Raw genomic sequence first — 24,597 nt, 5'->3', positions numbered from 1 at the left:
TACAATTCGTGCGGCGGCGGAGGGTTCGGATGTCCGGGAGAGAGTTCGACTACATCATTGCGGGCGGTGGCTCGTCGGGATGTGTCCTTGCCGCGCGTCTCAGCGAGGATCCCGCAATCAACGTGTTGCTCGTGGAAGCGGGCGGAAGGGATCGCAACCCGCTCTTCCATATGCCCGCCGGCTTTGCGCTGATGACCAAGGGCATCGCGTCATGGGGCTGGTCGACGGTCCCGCAGAAGGGCCTTGGCGGTCGCTCGCTCTGGTATACGCAGGCCAAGGTTATTGGCGGCGGGTCCTCCATCAATGCGCAGATCTACACGCGCGGAAACCGCCGCGACTACGACGCCTGGGCGCAGGATCACGGCTGCGATGGCTGGAGCTACCGCGAGGTTCTGCCCTATTTCAAGCGCGCGGAAGGCAACGAGCGGTTCCTGAACGACTATCACGGCGCGGACGGGCCGCTCGGCGTCTCTATGCCCCGCGGCGCATTGCCGATCTGCGACGCCTTCATCCGCGCCGCGCAGGAGTGGGGCATGCCCTACAATCCCGATTTCAACGGTCGGGATCAGGAGGGCTGCGGTTACTACCAGTTGACCCAGCGCGATGCGCGCCGGTCTTCCGCCGCGCGCGCCTTCCTCAAACCGGCAGAAAACCGTAGCAACCTCACGGTGCTCGCTGGAACGGAAGTTCGTCGCATCATGGTGGAGAGCGGCCGGGTCACCGGGATCGAGGTCGCGGCACGTGGCGCAACCGTTCACTACACCGCGTCTAGGGAAGTGGTGCTGACCGCCGGCGCGATCGGTTCGCCGCGTCTCCTGATGCTGTCGGGAATCGGGCCCGCCGACCACCTGCGCGAAACCGGAATCGATGTCGTCCATGATCTGTCCGGCGTGGGCTCGAACCTACAGGATCATGTCGATCTTTGCACGATCTCCGAATGCACGGGGCGGCATACCTATGACGGCGTCGACAGGCCGGACCGGGCGGCGCTCGCCGGTCTGCAATACATCCTGACCCGCACGGGCCCGGTGACCGCCTCGCTCTTCGAGACGGGTGCGTTCTGGTATGGCGATCTGGACGCGGAGACGCCCGACCTGCAGTTTCATCTCGGCCAGGGTTCGGGAATCGAGGCGGGCATCGTGAAGATCGAAGGCGCCGGCGTGACCCTGAATTCCACCTATCTCCGCCCGGATTCGCGCGGCACGGTGCGGCTGGCCTCCGCCGATCCCGCGGATGCGCCGCTGATCGATCCGAATTTCTGGGACGATCCGCACGATCGCGAGATGGGATTGCGCGGGCTTGAAATCGCGCGCGAGCTCATGAGCCAGCCCGCGCTCAAGGGCTTCGTTCGCCACGAAGCCTTGCCGGGTGCCGGCGCAAGCGAGCAGCAAGTCCTCGACTACGCGATGAGCATTGCCAAGACCGACCATCACCCGGTCGGCACCTGCAGGATGGGGCATGACGCGTTGGCCGTGGTGGATCCGGACTTGAAGGTTCATGGCCTTGCGGGACTCAGGATCTGCGATGCCTCGATCATGCCCAAGATCAACTCCTCCAATACCAACGCACCCACGATCATGATCGCCGAGAAGGCGTCGGACATGATCCTCGGTCGGCCTTCTCTGCCAGCGGTCGAATTCAGCGACACGAACCGTCGAGACATGCGCGAACCGGCCTGACCGATTTTCACGGGTGAAGAGTATTTGCGGCCGATCAGGTCACCAAACGGCACCTGAATCGTTTCGGCAGACAGGGGAGAGATACCCGTGGATGCCCCCTGCACTGCATCGCATCGGATTGACCGTTTCGGACAACGCGCGCGATGCAAAGCATAAATGACGTCGCGGCAATCTGGATGACCGAAGAAGTGGCCGCTGGCCGCGCAGTCTGTTAGCAATCGAGGCTCCTTGCGAGTTACGGGGCGCTCATGCAGTTTCTGGTCGTTGCCGATATCCACTACGCGCTGAAGCAGTATGACTGGCTTCTCGAAGTGGCCCCGCATTACGAAGCGGTGGTCATCGCCGGCGACCTGCTCGAAGTGTCGTCGATGGTCGATCGCCGGGCCCAGATCGTCGTATTACGGACCTATCTGCGCAGTCTTGCCGAGAAGGCACGGATCATCGTCTGTTCAGGCAATCACGATCTTGACGGCGAACGCGAAGACGGCGAACGCGTCGCGGACTGGATGCTTGACCTCGGCGATCTGGGTGTCGTCTCGGACGGCGAATCCGTCACGATTTCCGGCGTCCGGTTCTCGTCCTTCCCGTGGTGGGACGGCGAACAGACGAAGAAGCAGGTCCTGTCGCAACTCGAGGCGGATGCGGAACTGTCCCATGACCACTGGGTCTGGGTCTATCATGCGCCGCCGGCCGACAAGCGGGTCAGCTGGGGTGGCCAGCGCCATTTCGGAGACCCGGATCTGGTTGGCTGGATCGAGCGGTTCCATCCAGACCTTGTCCTTGGCGGCCATGTCCATCAGTCGCCCTTCATACCCGACGGGTCTTGGGTCGACCGTGTCGGCGAGACATGGGTGTTCAACACCGGTCAGCAGCCGGGCGAGCGGCCGACCATCATCGCTTTCGATCTCGATCGCAAGGAATCGGTCTGGCTGTCCATGATGGGGGGTCAGGCGCAATCGCTGGCCGAGCCGTTACCTGAACCGGCCCGGCTGATGGAACTGCCCGGCTGGATTACAATCTAGGATCGTCGGACCGCGTCTCGCGGTTGGAAGCGACCTTGCGTTGCTGGTTCATCAGCGCGCCGAGAACCTGGTCGACCATGCCGAAATGGTCTTTCCTGTCGTCGAACTGCACCTTCAGGTCGGCGAGATAGGTCGTCGCGTCATGCAGGCGCTGCGCGAGAAGTCGCGCTGCATGGATCGCCAGACCCGGACGGCGTGTCATGAATTCGATCGGATCCTCGACAAGGTAGGCGCGAACGGGCGTGGTCGCGATGACCGACGCCGAGTAGCTCGTTTCGAGCAGTGCCGACATCTCGCCGAAGAGCGAGCCCGGTTTCCGGTCGACGGCGACCTGGACGCTTCCCTTGGAGACCGCCACTTCGCCTTCGATGAGGACGAACATGCGATCCGCGGTCGCGCCCTCCCGAATGAGCGGCTCGCCGGGCTCGAAACGGACTTCCTCCAGATCGCGGCACTCGTCTAGGACTGCGTTCATTGTTCGCTCCGGATTGCAGGATCGCTTTGCGGACATCCGCAGGCGCCGGCTTCAAGCCTTCCCGCAGTGTCGGGCGAGACGGTACTCCAGTCAAGCGAAGCCAAGACTGACGAACCGGCGTCTGTCCGAACCGGCCGCTCGCGCGGAAAATCAATCCCGCCGCTGGAACGCGATCATAATCAACGCCAGGCACGACGACCCCAGCATGAGCAGAAGCGAAACGGCATTCAGCAACGGCGTCGAGCCTTCCTTTAGCCGGTCGAACATAGCGATCGTCAGGGGCGCATCGGAGCCGACCAGCATCAGCGTGGTGTTGAAATTCTCGAAGCTCATGAGAAACGCGACCACGAAGGCGCCGACCATCGCGGGAGCGAGATAGGGAATCGTGATCGTGCGCACCGCTGTCAGGCGGGTAGCGCCGAGATTGAGCGCCGCCTCTTCCAGAGTCTGGTCGAACTTCTGAAGCCGCGCGGAAATGACGAGCGTCGCGATGGTCGCGATGAAAGAGAACTGGCCGAGGATGACGAGAGTGAGCCCGGGGCGCAGCACCTCGAGGTCCCATTTCATGCTGTCCCAGACGCTGTTCGCGACCGTGCTGGAAAAGACGAGGATCGAAATGCCGAGCACGATCCCGGGAATGACGAGCGGCAGCAGCATCAGCACATAGAGCAGGCCGCGTCCCTGGAACTTGTGGCGCGTGAAGAGGAAGGCGTTCGACACGCCGACCGCGACGGCCAGAAGCGAAACCGCCGCGCCGATGAAGGCCGACGTTCCGATGGCGCGCAGGATCGGACGTTCGTGGAAGACGCCGATCATCGGTGCGGAATCGCCGAAGAACCAGTTCCAGGTAAACCCTTCCCAGGGAAGCGACGGAAACTGGCTGTCGTTGAAGGCGAAAACCGTCACGACCAGCAGCGGCAGGGCCAGATAGAGGAAGAACAGGATCACATAGGCCGAATAGGCAAACCGGAACGGACGCGATTGCGGTATGGTCGGGATCATCGCTCCGCCTCCCCTAGCCCATCGTCTTTTCGAGCGTCTGCCCGGTCAGACGCAGCATCGCCCAGACGATGAAGGAGGACAGGAACAGCAGCACGAACCCGAACGCCGCGCCCAGCTCCCAGTTGAACCGGACGATGAACTGCGAATAGATCAGCTCGGTGAACCACAGGCTGTCCTTGCCGCCCAGCATGGTTGGCGTCAGATAGTTGCCGAGGCTCAGCATGAACACGACGATGCATCCGGAAACGATCCCTGGCATCGCGTGCGGAATGATGATTTCGCGCAGGATGGACGGACCGCTGCCGCCCAGGTCGTAGCCGGCTTCGATTACCGCGTCGTCGAGGCTGCCGAGCGTCGTGATCAGCGGCACCACCATGAACAGCATCGACGTGTAGACGAGGCCGGTCATGATGGCGGCGTCGTTGTAGAGCATTTCGACGGGTCCATCGACGAGCCCGAGATACTGCAGAAGGCTGGAAACGATCCCGGTTTCGCGCAACAGGATCATCCAGCCGAATGTGCGCACGAGTTCGGAAACCCAGAACGGCACCAGGCACAGCAGGAAGAGCAGGGATTTAACCCGCCCCTTGGCCATCTTGGCGATGTAGTAGGCGACCGGAAAGGCGACGAGCAGCGTGATCAGCGTCGCCGTGACCGACATCACGGCTGTGCGCAGGAACGTCCAGAGATAAAGCGGCTCCTGCAGGAATGTCAGGTAGTTGGCTGCGCTGAACTGGTACTCGCCGACACCGACCCGCTCGCGCAGCGATATCAGCAGCATGTCGATATGCGGAATGACGATCAGCAGCGTAAGCCAAAGCAAGAGCGGCGTCACGAGCAGAATGAAGCCGATACGCGTTCCCTCGCGCATTCAACCGGCCCCCGCCGGAAAGCAGTTGGCCTGATCGCCCGACCAGCCGATATGCACTTCGTCGCCGCGCGACAGGCCGTCGAACTCGCCAGACTGGGGAAGCGAGACCTCGATCTCGCCGGCACTCCCGGCGTCGCGTACGAGCACCCGGCTCGCCGCTGCGTTGAAGAGTAGGCTCGTCACCCGGCATGACATGCGGTTGTCGAAAGCGCTCAGGTCGCCCTCGTTTCGGGAAAGGCGGACGGCCTCGGGACGCACGAAGATCTCCGCCGACGATCCCGGCGCGAGCGCGCGACCATGCGTCTGGCCGCGAATGAGCAGGCCGTTTTCCGTGCGCAGTTCAAGCGTATCTCCCTCGGCGCGCTCGACCCGGCCGCTCCACCGGTTGCTGTCGCCGACAAAGCCCGCCACGAATGGCGTTTGGGGTCGGTAGTAGAGATCGCGTGCAGTGCCCATCTGTTCGAAACGGCCATTGTTCATCACGGCGATCTGGTCCGACATCACCAGGGCTTCGGATTGGTCATGGGTGATGTATACGAATGTCGTGTCGAAATCGGCCTGCAGCGCCTTCAATTCGATTTTCATTCGCTCGCGCAGCTTGAGATCGAGCGCGCCGAGCGGTTCGTCGAGCAGAAGGACATCCGGTTCGAGAACCATGCACCGCGCGATCGCCACGCGCTGCTTCTGCCCCCCGGATAATTCGTCAACGCGCCTGTGGCCGATACCGGGCAGGCCAATGCGGTCGAGAACCTCGCCGACCTTGCGCGTGATCTCGGCCTTTGGCAGGCCGGCACGCCGCAGCCCGTAGCCGATATTGTCGGCCACGTTCATCATCGGAAAAAGGGCGAGGTGCTGGAACACCATGTTCACCGGCCGCTTGTTCGGCGCCACGTCGAGCACCGATTTCCCCTTGATCAGGATGTCGCCGCTTGTCGGCTGCAGGAAGCCGGCGATCATGCGCATGATCGTCGTCTTGCCGCAGCCGGACGGCCCGAGGATCGAGAAGAACGACCCCGGTGGCACGGAAAACGAAACCTCCTTGACGGCAGTCGTATCACCGAAGCGCTTCGTCAGGTCGATGCATTCAAGGTCGGGGGTCATCGCGTTCTGCTTCGAAATGTGGGCGGCACCCGCCCGGAGGCGGATGCCGCTTGTTTCAGATCGTCAGTTGGCTGCTTTCACGCGGTCGAGAACGCCACCCTCGATGGCTTCCAGACCGGCGGGCACCGGCGGATACCACTTGATGTTGTCGACTGCTTCTGGCGGGAAACTTGCCTGGTAGCGCGCCTTGAGATCGGCCGCGACAAACTCGTCGGCGCCCTTGGAGGCCGTGAAGTTGCCCGCGGCGTCGGTGATCATCGCCGCGACCTTCGGCTGCATCACGAAATTGATCCATGCATAGGCCGCATCGTCGGCCTTGCCCTTGGCCGGCAGCACGAATGTGTCGATCCAGCCGAGCGCGCCGGATGCGGGTGCGACGAAGGTGATGTCGGGATTGTCGGAATTCAGCTTCCAGCCGCCCGTGTCCCACGCCATCGATGCGACGACTTCGCCCGAGCGCACGAGGTTCATCAGTTCATCGCCGCCGCCCCAGTAGGTTTTGACATTGGGCTTGCACTCGATGAGTTTCGCTTCGACCTTTTCCATCAGCTCCGTATAGGCTGCCTCGTCGCCATAGGCCGCGAACGGATCCAGGCCCATCGCGAAGGCGAAACCGATCAGCGTCGGACGCTTCAGGCGATAGGACACCTTGCCGGCGACATCGTCGCTGCACAGGTCGGTGTAGTCCTTCACGCCGGCTGCCTTGCTCGTGTCGAGCACGAGGCCGCTGGTGCCCCAGACATGCGGAACGCCATAGACTTCGCCGTCAACCGTCGTGTTGCCCTTGGTCGCTTCGAGCATCGACGTGATGAACTGCGACTCGTCGATCTTCGACAGGTCGATTGGCTTGTAGATTCCGAATTCCGCCTGCGGCCCCGCGATGCGGTCCTGGCTGGGCTGCGCGAGATCGAAACCGCCGCCGCCGGTGGCACGCAGCTTGGCGATCATTTCCTCGTTGTTCGACTTGGTGACCTCGACCGTGTGGCCGGTTTCCTTCTCGAACATCTCGACGACATTCTCCGGCGCATAGCCGCCCCATGTCAGAAGGCGCAGCGTGTCCGCGCTGGTGGCCTGGGTGAGGCCGAGCAGGCCGAAAGTTGCGACCGAAACGACGAGTTTAAGTTTCTTGCTGCGTAAATGCATGGGAACTCCCTCCATGTAGACAACGGTTTCGAGACCGTCGGGAGACGGACATTGGTGGATTTTTGCTATCCGGTCAAATTTTGTGTGCCGCCGGAAACCCGGCTTGTCACATCCCGTTCACACGCCTTGGAAAGAGCCGCTCCAAGGGACTGTAAAAGGTAGGGAAATATCCGGCAATTCCGGGAAATTCGAGCTCTTTCAGCGGGAAAGGTGCTGGTCAGCCAGTGGCGGGTTAATTGTGAATACGAGACACCGAGCATTCGCCCGCTTCAACTATCAAGGCCGGGCTTTGGCCTTGTGTCACAAGCACCCGTAGCACGGTTGGATAGAGCGCTGGCCTCTGAAATCGTCCCCGGATTGCTCTCGGTTCCAACGGTCTTGCTGAAGAATGAGGCGGGCCGCCATACAGCCTGACAAAGCCGAGCATATCCGCGTTCGCCGCAGAAAAGCCTCGAGTCAAACGGAGCGCATATCTGGCTAAGCGCCGTCGCCCTTGGGTCGCATCAAAAATCAAGGCCGACGACGGCGGATCATCCGGTGGCAGTTCGCGCAGACGAGAACGAGGTCAGCGAACTGTGTTCATTCCATCGGAGAGCCCAGATCACATCAGTTTGATTTCTTCAGCAATTCGCCGACCGCGTTGACCGCATTTCCGACATCCTCGATGGTTTTCTGAACCTTCTCGGCTTCCAGTTCGGCCTCGGTCTTTGGGCGGGCCAACTCCTCTGCAGCGGCCTGTTCGGCTGCTTTCTTCTCGGCTTCCATTTCGGCGCGGATCTTTTCCTCGGCTTCGAGCTTAATGCGGGCCTCTCGTTCGGCCTTGAGACGCAGCTCCTCTTCTGCCTGCAACTGCTCGAAAGCCTCGTTTTCGCGCTTGGCCTTGGCTTCGGCGGCGGCGGCATCCTCGGCTGCCTTGGCCGCGGCTTGTTCCGCCGCTTTCTTCTCGGCTTCCATTTCCGCGCGGACCTTTTCCTCGGCTTCGAGCTTGATCCGTGCCTCGCGTTCGGCCTTTGCCTTCAGCTCCGCTTCCGCCTTGGCATCGGCTTCGAGTTTGGCTTTCGCAGCGGCTTCTTCCGCCTTCTGCGTATCGGCCTGCGACGCCGCCGGCTGGGCTGGGGCTTCAGTTTTGGCGGCCTTGTCTTCATCGTCGCTGCAGGCTGCAAGAACGAGCGCGAACGATGTAACGATCAGTAGTTTGCGGATCATGTGTAACCTCTCAAGCTGCATTCGACAGGCAGGGTGTTGCCGGCCACTCGCTGTGTTGTTCCTGTCGAACATGCAAACCCTGAATGTTTGGTTAACAGGGCGTTAATGCTGAGTTCAACTATAAGCGTAGGCTTATCAGTTCCGGATTCTCGGGCAAATGGATAGTGCGGTTTGGAAACTCGCAGGCGCGCGGTGACGCTCGATATCTGAAGGATCGTGCACGTTTGCGGTCACAAATTCATTGCGGTTATTCCTGATGCACGCTTTCACGCATCTGCCGGTCGCCACTGACAAGATCACGGATCGTCTTGCACCCGCCATCCGGGCCGTTGAAGTGGGAGCTGACCATGGCAGCAAATTTCTCCGCCGATAACGCGTAGATCGACATGCTGAAATCACTGAGTGCGACGTGATCCTTAATAAGCAGGTCGTCGGTTAAAGCACTCACGTCAGCCGGTTCAAACATTGAGTATTGAACCGCGTAGGCGATATATTCCTGCGTCAACGGTTTCTTCGCGGACTCCGCGCCGATTGCATCGACAACCGCGTGTGTCACCTCGTGCACGACGATGGACTCGAAGAATTCGTCGAATGGGATTCGGCCCGTCAATTTCGATTTGGTGAAGACGCTGCGACAGGTCGGATAACTATTGATACGGATAACCTTCTCGGAAATTTCGTAGATCCCATAGGTGTCTACGCCGCACTCATCGCGCATGTCTCGCTCGAAGTGGATCGCCAAGCTTCCATCATAATCAACGCCACATTGCTGCAGAAATGAAATCGCGGTCTCGACACCCTCGCAGCTGACGGCAATTTCGTGGGCGTCGTTGCTCCAGACTTCGACATTATTCTGGACGTTCGAGCAAGAATGTGGGTCAGTGTTCCCATCAGCCAAAGCGAAATTACTATTCGTTGTGAGAAGGGCCGCAAACATGCCCCCGGCGACAACCGAGTATCTGCCCGCCAGGTGGAAGCTGTTTTTCGCAGGACTTCGCATTCCTAATTATTACTGATCGAGGCCGCCGCGCGCAACACGGCCACAACCCGGCACATCCCCGGCGCACCCGACAGGCTTCGATCCTGTGATCTCTGCCTTCGGAGACAGCGCAACTCCGCCTCACATTTTCGCATTTATGGAATCGCCCGCCTTGGTCATCAAGGCCGGGCTTTGGTTCCATGCCGCGATTGGCGTTTCTGGCACGAAACCCCCACTCTGGTGGCACTTTGAGCCGCACTCGTGCTGCGAGAAAACGATAAAAACGCTGGTGACGATCGGGGGAAATCGCCACCAGCGCTTCCGGGTCGGCATCCGGGCGAGAGATGCCGGGTCCTAGAGGCAGCGGGCGAAAAGGAGGACGGGTTTCGCCGGGGAATGCCTCCAGGATCTGCTGATGCGGATAGTGCGAACCGGTCGGATCGCATCAAGCATCACAGACCGTTCACGTCCTCCACTGTGCGGTGTTCCATGCCCGGCCAGTTGGCTTCCGCCTTGGCGATCGTGCCGGCCTTGTCCTTCTTGTAGGCCTCGAAGACATCGGCGTTGAGGAAGAGGTAGAGCTTGCCGTCGACAACGTCGGCGAAGCGCGGGCTGCCGTCCAGCTTCAGGCCCTTGGCGACGCCGAAGGCGCAGAAACCGCCATATTGCGGGATGAAGGCTGCCGGATCGGCCGCGAACTGCTTCATCGTCTCTTTGGACGAGAAGTAATAGGCGACATTGTCATGCACGACGGTGAACTTGGCGTGGCCCGGGGTCACGTCCAGGCCCGTGAACAGCGCAACGGAATCGTTGCCGCGGAGCGCAACGCCCTGGCCGTCGACGGTGGTGCCGGTCGAGACATTGTATTCGTCGGCGGCGAATGCGGCCGAGGCACCGGAGATCGTGCCGATGACACAGGCAATCGCCATTATGGTGTTCAGGTTCTTCATGTCAGTCTTCCTTTCGGTTTGCGCCACGCGGGCGTCTGGGTGAAGCCGCCGGCGACTTGCCGTCGGCACGATCCGCTGGAATTCGGCGCGATCGATCCTGTGACCGCGAGGAGGTCCTCGCCGTCCGCGCCGGCCCGGTCGGGTCGGCGAAGTGAGGTGGTGCTTGCGCGGGGCTAGAGGCCGAGGTCGCTCAGGCCCGGATGAGTTTCCGGACGCGGCCCGAGCGGCCAGCGAAACTTCCGCTCTAATTCGCTTATCGGCGCGTCATTGATGCTGGCGACGCGGCGGCGCATCAGGCCGCGCTCGTCGAACTCCCACAATTCATTGCCGTAGGATCGGAACCAGCTGCCGCTGTCGTCGCGCCATTCATAGGCAAACCGGACCGCGATGCGGTTTTCGCGGAAGCCCCAGAGCTCCTTGACCAGGCGGTAGTCGAGCTCGCGGTCCCATTTTCGGGCGAGGAAGGCGACGATGGCGTCGCGGCCCTCGAGAAACTCGGCGCGGTTTCGCCAGTGGCTGTCCGGGGTGTAGGCGAGCGCGACGCGCTCCGGATCGCGGCTGTTCCAGGCGTTTTCGGCGAGCCGGACTTTGCTTTCGGCGTCTTCGACCTGCGTGAAAGGCGGCAGCGGCGGGCGTTCGGGTTCCATGGTCAGCTTCCTTGTGCTTTGGCGAGCCGGGCTCGCAGCTCTTCGTTTTCGGCTTCGAGTGCGGTGACACGGTCGCGCAGCGGCGCCATCGCCGCGGCGATCTCCGCCTCGGTGTAGCGAGGGGTGATGTGCAAGGGGCAGTTCCAGTCGAACGCGGCGAGGCGCAACACGTAGACGCGCTCGGGCCGTGCCTTGTAATCCGGCTCCGCGACGAGCGCGGCGAGGTCGCTGTCGATCGGGACCGCTTCGACATGGGTGTAGATCTTGAGGCGGGCGCGGGCCGGGTAATCGACGAGGATCAGGGCCGCGCGGGCATCTGCGGCCAGATTGCCGGCGCTGATATATTGGCGGTTGCCGCGATAATCGGCAAAGGCGAGTGTCTTCTCGTCGACGACCTTCAGGAAGCCCCGGGGACCACCGCGGTGCTGGACATAGGGCCAGCCGGTTTCCGAGGCGGTGGCCATGTAGAAGCTGTCACGCGCCGCGATGAAGGCGACTTCATCGGGTGTGAACCTGTCGAAGGCGCGGTCAGCCTTGTAGTTCCGGTAGACCCGATCGCTTCCAGAGGCTTGCTGCTCGGCGCGGACGCTGGGAGTCGTGGCTATGTCGAGAAATCCGTAGGGCATGGCGGTGTCTCCGGGTCGATGACGGGCGGGTCAGAGAAGCCCGCCCGTTTCTCGCGTCAGGCTGCTTCGCTGGCATGGACGACGGGGAAGTCGATCTCGGTGCCAGCGACTACATTGAGCAGGTTCGTGAAAATGTTCTCGGCGACGACGGCGATGATCTCGACGATCTGGCCGTCGGAGAAACCGGCTTCGCGAACGGCCTCGATATCGGCTGCGGCGACCTGGCCACGGTCGCGAACGACAGTCACGGCGAAGCGAACGGCGGCATCGGCCTTCGGATCGCCTGACCGGCCCATGCGGTTGAGCGCGATCTCCTCGTTTGAGATCTTCGCCATGTTCAAGCCGAGATAGTTGTGCGCGGACAGGCAGTAATCGCAGCCATTCACCTGGGCGACGGCCAGTGCGATACGCTCGCGTGTCTTGACGTCCAGCGCCTTGGCGAGAGCGGCGTTGTTGGCAGTGTAGCCCTTGAGTGCCGCTGGGCTGGAGGCGATCAGCCGGAACATGTTCGGGACGACGCCAAGCTGGCTCTGGACGGCGTCGAGGATCGGCTTGGATTCGGCGGGGACATCGTCGCGCGCCGGAATGGTCAGACGGGGCATTGTGTTTCTCCTTTCGAGCTTAGGAACCAGGCGGGTTCCGTTCGAAGGAGGATTAGCTCATTCCAAATTGAGGGATAATCGCCTATTGTCGGGAATTAGTGTCTTGAAAATTGGAATAATAATGGATCGGCTCGATGCCATGCGACTGCTGCTCAGCGTCGCCGACAAAGGCAGTTTCTCGGCAGCCAGCCGCGAGCTGGGCGTTCCACTCGCGACCGTCAGCCGCAAGATCAACGAGCTCGAGACGCATCTGGGTGCGAAGCTCCTGATCCGCACGACGCGCAAGGTCGCACTGACCGATACCGGTACGGCCTATCTGGCTTCGGCGCGGCGAATCCTTGAAGATGTCGAGGAGGCTGAGCGTATCGCCGCAGGCGAGTTCCAGTCGCCGCGCGGCGAACTGACCCTGACAGCCCCGGTGCTATTTGGCCGGCTGCATATCCTGCCGGTCGTCATCGATTTCCTCGCAGCCCATCCGGACATCAATGTCCGGCTGGTTCTGTCGGACAGCAATCTTCATCTGCTCGACGAGCATGTCGACATGGCGGCGCGGATCGGCCGGTTGCCGGACAGCACCATGATCGCCACCAATATCGGCGCGATGCGGACGGTCGTCTGCGCCAGCCCGAAACTGATCGAGGCCTATGGCACGCCCGTGCGGCCGGAGGATGCAGCAGCGCTGCCGAGCGTCAATTTCGAGTTCCTGTCGCCGGCCGCGAGCTGGCCCTTCCGGCTGGCCGAAACCGGGCGGGTCATCGATGTCGACATCGTGCCGCGCCTTTCGGTTTCGACGGCGGAAGCGGCTGTCGAGGCTGCCGTCCGGGGAGTCGGCGCCGCGCGCGTGCTTCATTATCAGTGCGCCGAACAGCTGCGCGCTGGCGCGCTTCGGATCGTTCTGGAGGACTTTGAGTTGGAGCCTGCCCCGGTCCATCTGATCCATGCGGCACGCGGAATGCTGCCCTCGAAAATGCGGGTCTTCCTCGATTTCGCGGTGCCGGCCCTGAGAGCGAGACTCCGACCGCTGTAGTGTGTCAGCGTAATGCGCGAACGACCAGATATGCCTGTATGTACTTTCGGGAGCGCTGCTTTAGGAGGCAGCGCAACTCCATCTCGCAATTTCGCGTTGATGGAAACGCCCGCCTCGGTCATCAAGGCCGGGCTTTGGCTCCATATCGCAAGCACTCGTAGCTCAGCGGGATAGAGCGGTGCGTTATATCATCATTCTCTGTTTACGGATTTCCGACCGGGGCGAGCGCGACCGAGATCTGGACCCCTTGCGCGCTATTCTGCAGTGGCGACACAACGGAGATACGGGCTCCGGCGCGGTCCGCGATCGCCTTGACGATGGCGAGGCCCAGTCCACTGCCGTCCTTGTTCCCCGATCCCCGCTCAAATCGCAGCATGAGCCGCTCTGCCATGTCCGGCGACAACGCCGGCCCGTCGTTTCGAACCGAAAGCACTCCGTCCGCGCTCAGGTCGACTTCAACAGGCCGGTCGGTGGTCCCGTGGCGCAACGCGTTCTCGATCAGGTTTCGGCAGAGGATACCGAACGCATCCGGATCGAGATTCGATTCGACTGCCGCTCCGGGCATCGAAAGCGCAATCCGCTCCTCTCCCGAGCGGGCGAAGTCCTGCACGATCAGTTGCAAGACCGGCCGAAGATCGTTGGAGGTGTCGAGTTGCAGCCGGCTGCCTTCCGCGCGGGCGAGCTGCATGAGCTTCTCCGACATGCGCATAAGCCGCTTGAGCGTCGTTTCGATCTCGGTGGCGCGTTGCGACGTCCGTGCGTCGGCCGTCTCGGACTTCAGGCGCTGGGCCTGTGCGATCGCGCCGGCGACCGGCGTGCGCAATTCATGCGCGGCATTGGCGGCAAAGGCGCGTTCCGCTTCGAAGGCGGCACGCAAGCGGTCGAGCAACTGGTTCACTGCGCCCGTAATCGGCTTCAATTCCGTCGGAAGCCCCGTATCGGGCAAAGGCGAAAGATCCTGGGCGCCCCGCCGCTCCAATCCGTCCTGCAGCGCACGCACGGGACGAAAGCCTCGCCGCGTCGCCAGAAGGATGGCCGTCAGGCTGAGCGGAATGACAACCAGAAGGGGCAGCAACAGACCCAGCAGGATAGCTCGCGACGTCTCCGAGCGATGATCCAGCGGCTCGGCGACCGCGATCGTGATACGCCCGTCCCGAGCTGAATCGTAGTAGAGGCGATGCGTCGATGTCTGGGTAAAACCGTTCTCCTTGAATGGCGGGAAATCCTCTTCGAGGGCCCCTGACGAACGCAATAAAATCCCGCCGTTGCGATCGCGGACGACATAGCTGACCTTGTCATCCAGAGGGCTTACGCGGCCGATATGCTCATCGAGTTCGTCGTCGTCCTCGTGGTCGTCGCCCCTGCGCCGAAGATCGTGGACAGCCAGGGGCAATATGCGCTCCGCCGTCGCCTGCAACGCCCTGTCGTAGACCTCCTCCAACTCGCCGTCGGCCAGATGCGCGGTGACCGATGCCGCGAGCAGCCACAGGACCGTTACCGGAAGGCCGATCAGAAGCGCGAGCCGGGCCTGAAGCGAGCGAGGCATTTTCATGGACGGCCCAGCCTGTAGCCAAGTCCCCGCTCGGTTTCGATGACCTTGGCGCCGAGCTTCTTGCGCAAGCGGCTGACATGCACCTCGATCGCGTTGCTGTCGATTTCCGTGTCGAAGGAATAGAGCCGTTCCTCGAGCTGCGCCTTCGACAGAAGCTGGCCGGGACGCTGCAGGAAGGCCTCGAAGAGAACCCACTCGCGCGCGGTCAGAACAATCTTCTTGCCGTCCTTCGTCACGCTGCGGGCGGCGAGATCGATCTCCAGGGGCCCGTGCCTGATGATCGGATTGGGATTTCCGGTATATCGCCGCGCGACGGAGCCGATACGCGCTGACAGTTCCGCCAGGTCGAAAGGCTTGACCAGATAGTCGTCCGCGCCCGCGTTGAGGCCTTCGATCCGATCGGAAACCTGGTCGAGCGCGGTCAGGATGATGACCGGCGTGACGTCGCCGCGGCCGCGCAGCGTCTTCAGGAAGGGAATTCCCCGGCCGTCGGGCAACATGAGGTCGAGGAGCACGAGATCGTAGACGGTCGTCGCCAACGCGTCGCCCGCTGCATCGAGACGGCCGACCCAGTCGACGGAATAACCGTCCGCGGCGATCTGGTCGCGCACCGCCGCACCAAGAATGGTGTCGTCCTCTATCAGCAGGATTCGCATGTCTTTGTCTCTGCCTGTCCCCTCCAGCCTTAGTCCACGCGCCACCTTACGGGAAGCTTAAGCGGAGGGAGTGGCGGCTTAAGTCGGCCGTCAGATTGGCCGGTGAAATAGCCCCATACAAAAACGGAGACATGCCGTGACCGCCCGCGCCATCACCACAGCGATTCTGATTTCCCTGTCGGCGACTGCAGGTCTCGCCGATGATGACTGCGACGTTCCCATGGCCGACTGGCAGCCGAGGCAGGCTGTCCGAGCCATGATCGAGGAACGTGGCTGGAAACTGCATCGCATCAAGATCCATGACGGTTGCTACGAAGCCTATGTGACGGACGCCGCCGGCAAGCGGTTCGAAGTGATCGTCGATCCGGCCACCCTCGCCATAACGGGCTTCGAATCCGACCGCAGACACCGGTGAGCGGACGTCGAAAGCTGACGGCAAGCTGAAGCGAATTTCTCCGATCCGTCAGCGAACGCTCAGCGAGGACCGCCATCTGTAAGCCATACGAAACCACAGGAGTTGTGAGCATGAAGCCCTTACGCAGTTTGCTTGTCGCCGCCGTCGCTGTCGGCGGAATATCGATCGCTTATGCCGCCGGAGCGGCGTCGTTCCCCCAAAAATTCGTCAGCGGAATCGAGGCCGCCGGATGGGATCATTCTTTTCGCAAGGCTGACTATGACGACGACGAGCACGAAGATCATCGCCATGTGCGAAGCGACCACGAGCGTCATCATGAGGACGACGACGATGACGATGGCTGGAGCTATCGCCGGAACGGCCTGGCGCCGGCAGGCAGCACGACACCTCCCGACAACGGCCTGATTCTCAAGGGCACCGCGCCAAAGGTGCAGGTGAACTGATACCGCCCTCCACGTTCGAAAGAGAAACCCGATGAAATCGCTTCTAGCTATTCTAACGGTGACCACGGCGCTCAGCGCCGTGGCGCCAGCCATTGCCGGTGAGGTCACGCTGACCACCAATCTGCGCAACTATGGCGGCCCCGGCGCCTATCTTGCCTATTATGTCACGAACGCCAGTGGCAATTATCTCGGTAGCCTGTGGATGGCGGGCGGCAAGGCCCGATACTACGAGCACCTGACGGGTTGGTATCGCGCCACCGGCGGCAATTTGGGCGAAATCGCCGGCATCACCGGTGCCAGTGTCGGCTCCGGGCGGACATTGACGGTCACGCTCGATCTGGCGGACGCCCTTTTCGACGCGGGATATGAACTGCATATCGACGCCGCCGTGGAGGACTATCGCGATAGTCCAAACGAAATCGTCGTCCCGCTGACGTCCGACGGCTCCGGCCAGCCTGTTCAGGGCAGCCGCTACATCGCCGATTTCACCTACACACGCTGATCCGGAGAGGTTCCGTCATGATCCGGTCGCTTCACCGTTGGCCAGGGCTGATCGCCGCGCTGCTTCTGTGCGTCATCGCGTTGAGCGGAACGGCGCTATCGATGTTCCCCGCTCTTGAAGCCGCTCAGTCCCCAACGTCCGCCGGCATCAGCGTGGCGGATCTGGCGTCGCGCGTTCAGGCAATGGAGCCGACGGTGGAGCAGATCCGCCGTGCCCCGACCGGCCGGATTGCTGCCTATTACTACGAGGGCGATCAGCCGGCCGCCGCGGTCATCGATCCGGCGACCGGCGGCGCGATCGGCAACGCGGATACGCCGGCATTGCAACGCTGGCTGACCAGTTTTCATCGGTCGCTGTTTCTCGATGATGCTGGCCGCATCATGACAGCGACCGCCGCCGGGGCCATGCTCGCCCTTTGCCTGTCGGGTCTCGTGCTTCTCGCGCGCCGCGCTGGCGGATGGCGATACCTCTTCTCTCCCGCGCGGGGCAGCGGCCATGGCAAGCTGCACGCCTCTATCGCAAGGCTTTCGGTTTTCGGCCTTGGCCTGTCGTCGATCACCGCCCTGTGGATGACCGCAGCGACATTCGGTCTGATTCCGGAAGGCGCCGGCGCTCCCCCTTTCCCTTCTGATGTCAGTGGTCAGACCGGCGTCAATCCGGCCGCAATCGCGGTGCTTGAGCAGACCCCGGTGGACAGACTGCGCTCGCTGACTTTCCCGCTCGTGGGCGACAAGACCGACGTCTTCACGCTGAAGACCAGCGACGGCGAAGGCTATATCGATCAGGGCACCGGCCAGATGCTCGCCTGGGCCGACGCTGGCGCGTGGGAGCGCGTCACGGATTTCATTGCCATGCTTCATACCGGCCAGGGCGCCGCCCTGCTTGGACTTCTTCTCGGCGTGTCGGCACTTGGCGTTCCCTTCCTGAGCTGGACTGGACTCTGCCTCTGGCTGACCGGTCGAAAGAGGGGGAGGGTTGGGCATTCGGTTCCCGTCGGAGAAGCCGATACGATCGTGCTTGTCGGCAGCGAGGGTGGCAGCACCTGGAGCTTCGCCGACACGCTCTGCGGTGCGCTGAACGAGCGCGGGCTTCGGGTTCATGTCGGCCCAATGTCGGCCTTCACGCCGGAGCGCTGGCCGCAGGCGCAGCGCATTCTCCTGCTTGCCGCAACCTACGGTGACGGTGAAGCGCCCGCATCGGCCGGAAATTTCCTCGAGAAACTCGCCGCCTTGCCCGAGGCTCCAAAGGCACCGTTCGCCGTTCTCGGCTTCGGCGACCGCAGCTTCCCCTCCTTCTGCGGATACGCGGAGCAAATCATCCAGGCAGCGGAGGCGAAAGGCTGGCGGGAACTGCTTCCGATGGAAACAGTCGATCGCCAGTCACCGCAGGATTTCGCCCGCTGGGGGCGCGACCTCGCGGCTGTGCTTGGCCTGGAGTTCGAACTCAACCATCAGCCGACCCCGCCAAAATCGCGCGCACTGACCCTCGTATCGCGACGCGACTATGGCACCGACGTTCAGGCCCCGACGGCCATTCTGCGCTTTGCGCTGCCAACAGGGTCGCTCTGGCAGCGGCTGACGAGACGCACATTCCCGGGTTTCGAGGCCGGCGACATCCTCGGCATCCTGCCGGAGGGGTCCGATCTTCCTCGCTTCTATTCGCTGGCGTCGGGCAAGCGCGACGGCTTTGTCGAGATCTGCGTCCGGCGTCATCCCGGAGGATTGAGCTCGGGTCAACTGACGACTCTGGAGCCCGGGCAGTCAGTCCAGGCCTTCCTGCGTCGAAATCCGACCTTCCGACCGACCCGCGGAAAGGCGCCCGTCTTGCTGATCGGTGCGGGGACCGGCATCGGTCCGCTCGCTGGCTTTGCCCGCGCCAATCGAACCAAGCGACCCATGCATCTTTATTTCGGCACGCGCCATCCGCAAAGCGATGCTCTCTACGCCGAGGAACTGGCGGATTGGCAGCAAAACGGGCGGCTCGCCTCCGTGACGACCGCGTTCTCGCGAGGTGAAAGACCGACCTATGTGCAGGACGCGCTTCGCAGTGATGCCGCGCATATCGCCCGTCTCGTCTCGGCCGGCGCTCAAATTCTGGTCTGTGGCGGACGGGGCATGGCGGCCGGAGTATCGGCTGCGCTGGCTGACATCCTCGCGCCTCAGGGGCTCACTCTGGCAACGCTCAAGGCGGAGGGCCGATATGCCGAAGACGTTTACTGACCTGGCGCGCCACGCGCTGAACGGTCCGACGATGGGGACGCGCTGGTCGGCGCTTTTTCATGCGCCTGCCGATTTCGACCCCGAGCCGCTGCGCGACGCGGTGACTGCTGCGGTCGACGAGGTGGATCGCCAGATGTCGATCTGGAAGCCTGACAGCGACATCAACCGCCTGAGCGCAGCGCCGCCGGACACGTGGGTCGACCTGCCGCCGGCATTGATGAAGGTACTCGCGGCCGGACTTTCCATAGGTCGGGCGACGGATGGAGCTTTCGATATCGGCATGGGCGACGCAGTAAGCGCGTGGGGCTTCGGCCCGACGAACGCCGACCCCGGCCGGATACGCGCCGCGCGGGAACGCTGTCGTCTGCCGGCGCACGATGTGTTGGAACTGGACTGCCAACACAGCCGCGCCCGTAAGCACGCGCCGATGCAATTCGACCTGAACGGCATCGCGAAGGGCCACGGTGTGGACCGTCTGACCGATACCGTTCGAGCTTTCGGCGTTGATAATGCCCTGCTTGCAATCGATGGCGAACTGCGTGCCATTGGCAATCAGCCGGACAAGTCTCCATGGATTGTTGCCGTCGAGTCTCCAGACCCCGAACGGCGCGCGGCGCATTCTGTCCTCGAATTGACGGACATGGCCGTCGCCACGTCGGGCGACTATCGCCATTGGGTGCAGGTCGGTGAACGTCGTCTGTCCCACACGATGGATCCGCAGCGGGGCATGCCGCTTTCCAATTCCCCCGCATCCGTCACCGTTCTTGCCGGGGACTGCATGAACGCGGACGCCTGGGCCACGGCGATGATGGTTTTGGGTGAGGGAAAAGGGCGGAAAGTCGCGGAGGCGATCGGTCTTTCCGTGTTGTATCTTCGACGCGACCGACCGGGCGGTGTCGGCACTGGCTATTTCCAGGAGGTTGACGAACGAGTTGGCAGTAATGGCTGCCCATTGCAGATGACAGGTGAAGGATTTGGAAGCTGTCAGCGAGATTGATCTCAAAGAGCTGCCTCAATGAGACGGCGCAACTCCACTTCGCAATTTCGCATTGATGGAATCGCCCGCCTCGGTTATCAAGGCCGGGCTTTGGCTCCATGCCGCAAGCACCCGTAGCTCAGCTGGATAGAGCGCTGCCCTCCGAAGGCTGATGTCAAGGGGGTTGGCGACAAAGAGGAGACGAAAAAAGGTTGTAAGAACAAGGATTTGCGAGGTCGTCATTCTGATCTTTCAACTCGCGAAAAGTTCACGTAAGCACTGCGTAAGCAGTTGCGACCCGGTAAGCACCCGTAGCTCAGCTGGATAGAGCGTCGCCCTCCGAAGGCGAAGGCCACAGGTTCGAATCCTGTCGGGTGCGCCACTTAAAACAGAACTATGAACGTCGAACGCCCGCGTTCTATGCTGAATGCCGCGACTAACATTCACGGATTATTCCGACTTCGCTATACGAACCTCTTCGTCCGCGACCCCGACGCGCTGTGCGAGCGCACGCTGATGATCTCGGCAGTAGCCGCCATCTTCGGCGTGTCGGTTCTGCGTGCGCTCATCGGGGGCTAATCGACGTCAAGTTCTGTCAGCTTCCTGGGAGCCAAAGCGGTTGTTTCCCAAGCTCCGGCTGGTACGTGCTCAGTAGAATTCATCAAGTAGCCGGTAGAAGGCCGCGCGGTCGGAATCAAAATCGCTGATGCCATAGTGACCGAGGAACGGTTTGACCCATTCGCGACCGAGCTCCTCGGCGACGTCCCGTGTGGTCAATGCTAAATCCTGATAGCGGTCTGCTAACCCCAGGCGGCCGCAATCGATGACGCCGGAGAAGCGGCCGCTCTCTACCATAACATTTGGCAGACAAGCGTCGCCGTGCGTGACTACGAAGTTCTCACGAAGCGGCTTGCGGGCTTGCAGCCGTGCAAACAGCTCAGTCGGCCCAAGACCCTGATGCTCATCATCGAGATCATCCTGATCTACCAGGCCGGCCTCCACTCGCGCCCGTGCCAGCTCGATGCGGTGCTCTGCTCTATGATCAAACGGGCAGGTCGTCGGGTCGAGTTGATGAAGCTGGCGCAAGACAGCGGCCATCATCGCCACTTTCTCCTCCGCACCCATCGAGGCCGAAAGCAGGTTTTCGCCGGGCACCGCGCTCAGCAGCAGCCAATCCCGCTCCTGTTGGTGGACCTCAGCAAGCACCTGTGCGCAGGGCAGGCCGGTCGTTGACAGCCAGCGCAGCCGCGCTGCCTCTTCTTGTAGTTCGCTCAACAAGCCGGCTGGCTCGGTTTTCACGAACAGAACCCGTCTGCCTGGTGCCTCAACGCGGAATACCGCCGCTTCCGAGCAGCCGACTGTTTGCTGGGTCCAGGTGTAGCTGGCCAGCTTTTCCTTCCAGGCCATTGGGGCTTGGGTCAAAACACGTTCTTCTTCCAACATACTTCCACGTAGAAACAGGATCTGGCTCTCGGTGCAACTACTGTGACACTGCTCGTCCAAGCCTTCCGGCAAAGAGGTGAGCGCGGCCTGAGCAAGAATCCATATTGATGTTTCCGTTACTGCATCGTTCCGCGGCAACTCTTTGGCAACCTCCATTCCTCATTTAGGGGACGAAGCAGCCCATGGCGGTCGGGATCGAGTGCAGTTCGTTCAGGAAGGCCGCTAAATCCGTTGCCAGGATCCGCTGCTTTTCGTAGTTCAACCCCGAAATGTCCTGCAACGGCTCTCCTGCGAGTTTGGCATCAACTGAGACGAGGTGTTCGCCAGCCTTCCGCAATTCCATTCCCGGAACGGGCGCGGATAGAGATGGGCGCACAGCTCGCCTATTCCTGTTTTGACGCTGCTATATTTGTTGCAGAGATCAGTGCGCAGGCTGAAACGACAACCAGCATCCCAAACGCAACTTGGTATGCCGACCCTGGGGTCGAGATGCCGACCTGCTCAATGACAGCCACCACCGCAATCGCGCCGACTGCACCTCTAATGCGTTGGGCAACATTGATCAACGTCGCTGCGTCAGCTCGCAGACTTCTTCCAATCCGTGATGGGTGTGGATCCGAGCACTGAACAGATCGGCAACGCCCTGCCGCATGACCGTGTCGAGTATGTTTGCGCACCTGCCGAGAACCTACCGCTGCCCGATTGCAGCGTTACGCTTGTTACCGCTGCGCAATCCGCCCATTGGTTCGACCTTGCGGCGTTCTACGACGAGGTCCGCAGGGTAGCCGTGAACGGGGCTGTGATTGCCTTGGTAAGCTACGGAGTGCCGCGCTTGGCTCCGTCCGACCTGGACGCACGCTTTAGGCGCTTCTATTGGGAAGAAATCGCTTGCTACTGGCCGCCGGAGCGCAAGCTCGTCGAGTCAGGCTATGCCGATCTCGAATTTCCGTTTGAGGAACGACCGACTCCCGGAATGGAAATCGACCGGGCTTGGGATCTGAGCGATTTTCTCGGTTACCTCTCGACATGGTCCGCTGTGCACCGGGTCAATGAGGCTGGCCGAGACGATATCCTTGAAGCTTTTGTGCACGATCTTCACCTCATCTGGGGAGATCGAAGGCGACCCGTGATTTGGCCGATCAACATGCGCGTGGGGATCACATGAACGAGTTCAAAGAGTGCTTGCCACTTGAAGTCGGGATAGGAGCACGAGAGCGACTCACAGTTGCTCCTTTCCACACCGTGCCGGAGTTGGATGACACTTGGCCCGGCTTTCGCGACATGCCTCCGGTTCTTGCCACCGCGATGATGATCGGCTTCGTTGAACAAACCTGTATCGAAGCGCTTCGTCCTTATCTCCGGCCCCAGCAACGAACCGTCGGCACGCATGTCAACGTCAGCCACCTCGCGCCCACGCCCATTGGCATGAGTTTTGTGGCTGACGTCAAACTCGTAGAGATCAACAGCAACTCGCTGCTTTTCACGGTCTCTTGCCGAGACGAGGCCGGCTTGATCGGAGAGGGGACCCATACCCGCGCCATCATAGACCTTCAGCGCTTCGCTCAGCGTGCAAACGAAAAGCGCAGACGCTGGAAATGCGCGAAAGCCACACGTTCAATTTGACGTTCAGCATCCGCGATTGGACCGGGTCGCTGGCAGAAAACCGCCAGAGGGCATCACATGTTTGAAGGATTTCGGAATGAAGTCGTGCGCGTGGACGGCGTTGACATCGCCTGCGTCATTGGCGGCGTCGGCCCTCCAGTTCTTCTGTTGCACGGATTTCCGCAATCAAAGGAGATGTGGGCGAGAGTGGCCCCAAAACTCGCTGCCAATTTCACCGTGGTTTGTTCCGACCTGCGCGGCTACGGCGCATCCTCCAAGCCACACGGCCTTCCCGACAACTCCAACTACAGTTTTCGCGCCATGGCGGATGATCAGGTCGGATTGATGGAGCAACTCGGCATGGAGCGATTCCATTTGATTGGACACGACCGTGGCGGGAGAACGGGACATCGCATGGCACTGGACCATCCGGACAAGATCCTTTCGTTGGCGGTGCTAGACATCGTGCCAACATTGGCGATGTTCCTGGACACTAATCACCGTGTTGTAGGCGCCTACTGGCACTGGTACTTCCTCTCGCAGCCCGAGCCATTTCCCGAACGGGTAATCGGCGCCAAGCCGTCCCTGTGGTCGACGCGAGGTGCGATTATGCGTGTCAGCGGCCATTTGCAGCGCCTGGGAGGTAATTGAGGGCCCGTGTTACAAACATAGAAGATACGGATAACTGATGGGTTGAAGGTGTCTTTGCGGCGCGTCGGCCATTGACTCTGGGCTACCGCTATCGCATATATAACCCACTGGGTTATAGGAAGCGTATGCAGACCGTCGTCGAAACACCATCGTTCATCAAGCAGGCGGCGGCCCTGTTCAGCGACGATGAGCGAAAGGAACTGATCGACTTCCTTGCGGCCAATCCGCAGGTCGGCGACGAAATCCCGGGTACTGGTGGCGTTCGAAAGATGCGGTTTGGAGCCAAAGGCAAGGGTAAGCGTGGCGGCGCAAGAGTCATCTATTACTGGTACAGCGATGACGCGCCGATCTATGCGCTGCTTGCCTATGGGAAGAACGAAAAGGTCGACTTGAAGCCGGACGAAGCAAAAGCGGTTTCCGCCTTCGCAAGGGCGATCAAGGCGGCGAACAGGAGCAGGACATGAGCGAGATGACAAAATTCGGCGGTGATCTGATTCAGGCCATGTCGGAAGCTTTGGCGCATGCGCAGGGTAAGGACGTTCCCGGCGTCAAGGTGCACAGCGTTGACGTTGGTGCGGTGGACGCAAAGGCTATCCGAAAGAAGCTCGACCTGACCCAGGATGAGATGGCAGTGGTCCTTGGGACCAGCCCTTCCGGCTACAAGAAATGGGAGCAGGGCAAACGGCAGCCGAGCGGCGCCGCCCGCACACTGCTTCGTGTCATGGACCAAGAGCCGGAGGCGGTACTGCGCGCACTCTCGTCGCCTGATGCAGCGCCAGAAAACAAGGAAGCTGCGCACTGAGTAGGG

The 24,597-nt window shown here is 61.6% G+C and carries 28 protein-coding genes and 1 tRNA gene; 15 read left to right on the top strand and 14 right to left on the bottom strand.

Annotation, left to right across the window (positions count from 1 at the left end):
- Positions 1-29 precede the first annotated feature (29 nt).
- Together ACQK2M_RS01955 and ACQK2M_RS01950 are read left to right on the top strand one after the other, a co-directional pair.
- Complete coding sequence (locus ACQK2M_RS01955; protein ID WP_425416395.1) at positions 30-1,679, top strand: GMC family oxidoreductase; 1,650 nt, start codon at positions 30-32, stop codon at positions 1,677-1,679.
- A gap of 248 nt (positions 1,680-1,927) precedes the next feature.
- Positions 1,928-2,701 carry a metallophosphoesterase family protein gene (locus tag ACQK2M_RS01950; RefSeq protein WP_425416394.1) on the top strand — a complete coding sequence of 258 codons (774 nt, stop codon included), beginning with the start codon at positions 1,928-1,930 and terminating at the stop codon, positions 2,699-2,701.
- Here ACQK2M_RS01950 and ACQK2M_RS01945 read toward each other — a convergent pair.
- The 11 genes from ACQK2M_RS01945 to ACQK2M_RS01895 form a co-directional block, all read right to left on the bottom strand.
- Positions 2,691-3,176, bottom strand: a complete 486-nt coding sequence (locus ACQK2M_RS01945; protein ID WP_425416393.1) for a Crp/Fnr family transcriptional regulator — start codon at positions 3,174-3,176, stop codon at positions 2,691-2,693. The genes ACQK2M_RS01950 and ACQK2M_RS01945 overlap by 11 nt on opposite strands.
- Before the next feature lie 150 nt (positions 3,177-3,326).
- Entirely contained in the window at positions 3,327-4,178 is an 852-nt protein-coding gene (locus ACQK2M_RS01940) for an ABC transporter permease (protein WP_425416392.1), read from the bottom strand.
- Between the two features lie 13 nt (positions 4,179-4,191).
- Positions 4,192-5,049, bottom strand: coding sequence for an ABC transporter permease (locus ACQK2M_RS01935; protein WP_223478881.1), 858 nt, complete (start codon positions 5,047-5,049; stop codon positions 4,192-4,194).
- Positions 5,050-6,150, bottom strand: coding sequence for an ABC transporter ATP-binding protein (locus tag ACQK2M_RS01930; protein ID WP_425416391.1), 1,101 nt, complete (start codon positions 6,148-6,150; stop codon positions 5,050-5,052). It abuts the gene before it with no gap.
- A 63-nt stretch (positions 6,151-6,213) separates the two neighbouring features.
- Positions 6,214-7,293 carry an extracellular solute-binding protein gene (locus ACQK2M_RS01925; RefSeq protein WP_425416390.1) on the bottom strand — a complete coding sequence of 360 codons (1,080 nt, stop codon included), beginning with the start codon at positions 7,291-7,293 and terminating at the stop codon, positions 6,214-6,216.
- A gap of 606 nt (positions 7,294-7,899) precedes the next feature.
- Positions 7,900-8,499: a hypothetical protein gene (locus ACQK2M_RS01920; RefSeq protein ID WP_425416389.1), complete on the bottom strand. Its 600-nt coding sequence runs from the start codon at positions 8,497-8,499 to the stop codon at positions 7,900-7,902.
- A gap of 247 nt (positions 8,500-8,746) precedes the next feature.
- On the bottom strand, positions 8,747-9,436 hold the full coding sequence (locus ACQK2M_RS01915) for a DUF6639 family protein (protein ID WP_425416388.1): 690 nt from the start codon (positions 9,434-9,436) through the stop codon (positions 8,747-8,749).
- Positions 9,437-9,930: 494 nt separating this feature from the next.
- A complete protein-coding gene (locus ACQK2M_RS01910) occupies positions 9,931-10,428 on the bottom strand; it encodes a YHS domain-containing (seleno)protein (RefSeq protein ID WP_223478885.1) in 498 nt (165 codons plus the stop codon).
- Between the two features lie 173 nt (positions 10,429-10,601).
- Positions 10,602-11,075 (bottom strand): DUF1348 family protein, encoded by a 474-nt coding sequence (locus tag ACQK2M_RS01905; RefSeq protein WP_425416387.1) that lies wholly within the window; start codon positions 11,073-11,075, stop codon positions 10,602-10,604.
- Between the two features lie 2 nt (positions 11,076-11,077).
- Entirely contained in the window at positions 11,078-11,701 is a 624-nt protein-coding gene (locus ACQK2M_RS01900; protein WP_425416386.1) for a pyridoxamine 5'-phosphate oxidase family protein, read from the bottom strand.
- A 56-nt stretch (positions 11,702-11,757) separates the two neighbouring features.
- Positions 11,758-12,303 carry a carboxymuconolactone decarboxylase family protein gene (locus ACQK2M_RS01895; RefSeq protein ID WP_425416385.1) on the bottom strand — a complete coding sequence of 182 codons (546 nt, stop codon included), beginning with the start codon at positions 12,301-12,303 and terminating at the stop codon, positions 11,758-11,760.
- A 121-nt stretch (positions 12,304-12,424) separates the two neighbouring features.
- Between ACQK2M_RS01895 and ACQK2M_RS01890 the strand changes: the two genes are divergently transcribed.
- The gene (locus ACQK2M_RS01890) at positions 12,425-13,330 is read left to right on the top strand and encodes a LysR substrate-binding domain-containing protein (RefSeq protein WP_425416384.1); all 906 of its coding nucleotides are present in this window, start codon (positions 12,425-12,427) and stop codon (positions 13,328-13,330) included.
- A gap of 202 nt (positions 13,331-13,532) precedes the next feature.
- Here ACQK2M_RS01890 and ACQK2M_RS01885 read toward each other — a convergent pair whose 3' ends face one another.
- Both ACQK2M_RS01885 and ACQK2M_RS01880 read right to left on the bottom strand, forming a co-directional pair.
- The gene (locus ACQK2M_RS01885; RefSeq protein WP_425416383.1) at positions 13,533-14,882 is read right to left on the bottom strand and encodes an ATP-binding protein; all 1,350 of its coding nucleotides are present in this window, start codon (positions 14,880-14,882) and stop codon (positions 13,533-13,535) included.
- Positions 14,879-15,538 (bottom strand): response regulator transcription factor, encoded by a 660-nt coding sequence (locus ACQK2M_RS01880; RefSeq protein WP_425416382.1) that lies wholly within the window; start codon positions 15,536-15,538, stop codon positions 14,879-14,881. Before ACQK2M_RS01880 ends, ACQK2M_RS01885 begins: the two co-directional genes overlap by 4 nt.
- Positions 15,539-15,674: 136 nt before the next feature.
- Between ACQK2M_RS01880 and ACQK2M_RS01875 the strand changes: the two genes are divergently transcribed.
- The 7 genes from ACQK2M_RS01875 to ACQK2M_RS01845 all read left to right on the top strand — a co-directional run bounded on the left by ACQK2M_RS01875 (position 15,675) and on the right by ACQK2M_RS01845 (position 20,672).
- Positions 15,675-15,953: a PepSY domain-containing protein gene (locus ACQK2M_RS01875; RefSeq protein WP_425416381.1), complete on the top strand. Its 279-nt coding sequence runs from the start codon at positions 15,675-15,677 to the stop codon at positions 15,951-15,953.
- 110 nt (positions 15,954-16,063) lie between these two features.
- Positions 16,064-16,396, top strand: coding sequence for a hypothetical protein (locus ACQK2M_RS01870; RefSeq protein WP_425416380.1), 333 nt, complete (start codon positions 16,064-16,066; stop codon positions 16,394-16,396).
- A gap of 31 nt (positions 16,397-16,427) precedes the next feature.
- A complete protein-coding gene (locus ACQK2M_RS01865; protein ID WP_425416379.1) occupies positions 16,428-16,898 on the top strand; it encodes a DUF2271 domain-containing protein in 471 nt (156 codons plus the stop codon).
- 17 nt (positions 16,899-16,915) lie between these two features.
- Positions 16,916-19,117 carry a PepSY domain-containing protein gene (locus ACQK2M_RS01860; RefSeq protein WP_425416378.1) on the top strand — a complete coding sequence of 734 codons (2,202 nt, stop codon included), beginning with the start codon at positions 16,916-16,918 and terminating at the stop codon, positions 19,115-19,117.
- Positions 19,098-20,114, top strand: coding sequence for an FAD:protein FMN transferase (locus tag ACQK2M_RS01855; RefSeq protein WP_425416377.1), 1,017 nt, complete (start codon positions 19,098-19,100; stop codon positions 20,112-20,114). Before ACQK2M_RS01860 ends, ACQK2M_RS01855 begins: the two co-directional genes overlap by 20 nt.
- A 284-nt stretch (positions 20,115-20,398) precedes the next feature.
- Positions 20,399-20,475: transfer RNA gene (locus tag ACQK2M_RS01850), tRNA-Arg, on the top strand.
- Positions 20,476-20,489: 14 nt separating this feature from the next.
- Positions 20,490-20,672, top strand: coding sequence for a hypothetical protein (locus ACQK2M_RS01845; protein WP_173189803.1), 183 nt, complete (start codon positions 20,490-20,492; stop codon positions 20,670-20,672).
- A gap of 69 nt (positions 20,673-20,741) precedes the next feature.
- On the opposite strand, the gene ACQK2M_RS01840 is transcribed toward ACQK2M_RS01845, so the two are convergent.
- Complete coding sequence (locus tag ACQK2M_RS01840) at positions 20,742-21,536, bottom strand: APH(3')-II family aminoglycoside O-phosphotransferase (protein WP_425419965.1); 795 nt, start codon at positions 21,534-21,536, stop codon at positions 20,742-20,744.
- 604 nt (positions 21,537-22,140) lie between these two features.
- On the opposite strand from ACQK2M_RS01840, the gene ACQK2M_RS01835 reads away from it, so the two are divergent.
- From ACQK2M_RS01835 to ACQK2M_RS01815, 5 genes are all read left to right on the top strand, one after another.
- Positions 22,141-22,701, top strand: a complete 561-nt coding sequence (locus ACQK2M_RS01835) for a class I SAM-dependent methyltransferase (protein ID WP_425416376.1) — start codon at positions 22,141-22,143, stop codon at positions 22,699-22,701.
- Positions 22,698-23,159, top strand: coding sequence for a thioesterase family protein (locus ACQK2M_RS01830; RefSeq protein ID WP_425416375.1), 462 nt, complete (start codon positions 22,698-22,700; stop codon positions 23,157-23,159). Before ACQK2M_RS01835 ends, ACQK2M_RS01830 begins: the two co-directional genes overlap by 4 nt.
- 57 nt (positions 23,160-23,216) lie before the next feature.
- Entirely contained in the window at positions 23,217-23,789 is a 573-nt protein-coding gene (locus tag ACQK2M_RS01825) for an alpha/beta fold hydrolase (protein ID WP_425416374.1), read from the top strand.
- Positions 23,790-23,860: 71 nt separating this feature from the next.
- The gene (locus tag ACQK2M_RS01820) at positions 23,861-24,253 is read left to right on the top strand and encodes a type II toxin-antitoxin system RelE/ParE family toxin (protein WP_425416373.1); all 393 of its coding nucleotides are present in this window, start codon (positions 23,861-23,863) and stop codon (positions 24,251-24,253) included.
- Positions 24,250-24,591 carry a helix-turn-helix domain-containing protein gene (locus ACQK2M_RS01815; protein WP_425416372.1) on the top strand — a complete coding sequence of 114 codons (342 nt, stop codon included), beginning with the start codon at positions 24,250-24,252 and terminating at the stop codon, positions 24,589-24,591. The genes ACQK2M_RS01820 and ACQK2M_RS01815 overlap by 4 nt, the downstream gene beginning before the upstream one ends.
- The last annotated feature ends 6 nt before the right edge of the window (positions 24,592-24,597 follow it).

This window comes from Oricola indica (genome assembly GCF_965227485.1).
In the GTDB taxonomy this organism is placed as follows: domain Bacteria; phylum Pseudomonadota; class Alphaproteobacteria; order Rhizobiales; family Rhizobiaceae; genus Oricola; species Oricola indica.
Note: the sequence above shows the minus strand (reverse complement) of the source record. Positions and strands in the feature narration are given on the sequence as shown.

Bases quoted from the DNA above. Each gene is read 5' to 3' on its own strand.
- ACQK2M_RS01955 (WP_425416395.1), top strand. From the start codon at position 30: ATGTCCGGGAGAGAGTTCGACTACATCATTGCGGGCGGTGGCTCGTCG.
- ACQK2M_RS01950 (WP_425416394.1), top strand. From the start codon at position 1,928: ATGCAGTTTCTGGTCGTTGCCGATATCCACTACGCGCTGAAGCAGTAT.
- ACQK2M_RS01945 (WP_425416393.1), bottom strand. From the start codon at position 3,176: ATGAACGCAGTCCTAGACGAGTGCCGCGATCTGGAGGAAGTCCGTTTC.
- ACQK2M_RS01940 (WP_425416392.1), bottom strand. From the start codon at position 4,178: ATGATCCCGACCATACCGCAATCGCGTCCGTTCCGGTTTGCCTATTCG.
- ACQK2M_RS01935 (WP_223478881.1), bottom strand. From the start codon at position 5,049: ATGCGCGAGGGAACGCGTATCGGCTTCATTCTGCTCGTGACGCCGCTC.
- ACQK2M_RS01930 (WP_425416391.1), bottom strand. From the start codon at position 6,150: ATGACCCCCGACCTTGAATGCATCGACCTGACGAAGCGCTTCGGTGAT.
- ACQK2M_RS01925 (WP_425416390.1), bottom strand. From the start codon at position 7,293: ATGCATTTACGCAGCAAGAAACTTAAACTCGTCGTTTCGGTCGCAACT.
- ACQK2M_RS01920 (WP_425416389.1), bottom strand. From the start codon at position 8,499: ATGATCCGCAAACTACTGATCGTTACATCGTTCGCGCTCGTTCTTGCA.
- ACQK2M_RS01915 (WP_425416388.1), bottom strand. From the start codon at position 9,436: ATGTTTGCGGCCCTTCTCACAACGAATAGTAATTTCGCTTTGGCTGAT.
- ACQK2M_RS01910 (WP_223478885.1), bottom strand. From the start codon at position 10,428: ATGAAGAACCTGAACACCATAATGGCGATTGCCTGTGTCATCGGCACG.
- ACQK2M_RS01905 (WP_425416387.1), bottom strand. From the start codon at position 11,075: ATGGAACCCGAACGCCCGCCGCTGCCGCCTTTCACGCAGGTCGAAGAC.
- ACQK2M_RS01900 (WP_425416386.1), bottom strand. From the start codon at position 11,701: ATGCCCTACGGATTTCTCGACATAGCCACGACTCCCAGCGTCCGCGCC.
- ACQK2M_RS01895 (WP_425416385.1), bottom strand. From the start codon at position 12,303: ATGCCCCGTCTGACCATTCCGGCGCGCGACGATGTCCCCGCCGAATCC.
- ACQK2M_RS01890 (WP_425416384.1), top strand. From the start codon at position 12,425: ATGGATCGGCTCGATGCCATGCGACTGCTGCTCAGCGTCGCCGACAAA.
- ACQK2M_RS01885 (WP_425416383.1), bottom strand. From the start codon at position 14,882: ATGAAAATGCCTCGCTCGCTTCAGGCCCGGCTCGCGCTTCTGATCGGC.
- ACQK2M_RS01880 (WP_425416382.1), bottom strand. From the start codon at position 15,538: ATGCGAATCCTGCTGATAGAGGACGACACCATTCTTGGTGCGGCGGTG.
- ACQK2M_RS01870 (WP_425416380.1), top strand. From the start codon at position 16,064: ATGAAGCCCTTACGCAGTTTGCTTGTCGCCGCCGTCGCTGTCGGCGGA.
- ACQK2M_RS01865 (WP_425416379.1), top strand. From the start codon at position 16,428: ATGAAATCGCTTCTAGCTATTCTAACGGTGACCACGGCGCTCAGCGCC.
- ACQK2M_RS01860 (WP_425416378.1), top strand. From the start codon at position 16,916: ATGATCCGGTCGCTTCACCGTTGGCCAGGGCTGATCGCCGCGCTGCTT.
- ACQK2M_RS01855 (WP_425416377.1), top strand. From the start codon at position 19,098: ATGCCGAAGACGTTTACTGACCTGGCGCGCCACGCGCTGAACGGTCCG.
- ACQK2M_RS01845 (WP_173189803.1), top strand. From the start codon at position 20,490: ATGAACGTCGAACGCCCGCGTTCTATGCTGAATGCCGCGACTAACATT.
- ACQK2M_RS01840 (WP_425419965.1), bottom strand. From the start codon at position 21,536: ATGTTGGAAGAAGAACGTGTTTTGACCCAAGCCCCAATGGCCTGGAAG.
- ACQK2M_RS01835 (WP_425416376.1), top strand. From the start codon at position 22,141: ATGGGTGTGGATCCGAGCACTGAACAGATCGGCAACGCCCTGCCGCAT.
- ACQK2M_RS01830 (WP_425416375.1), top strand. From the start codon at position 22,698: ATGAACGAGTTCAAAGAGTGCTTGCCACTTGAAGTCGGGATAGGAGCA.
- ACQK2M_RS01825 (WP_425416374.1), top strand. From the start codon at position 23,217: ATGTTTGAAGGATTTCGGAATGAAGTCGTGCGCGTGGACGGCGTTGAC.
- ACQK2M_RS01815 (WP_425416372.1), top strand. From the start codon at position 24,250: ATGAGCGAGATGACAAAATTCGGCGGTGATCTGATTCAGGCCATGTCG.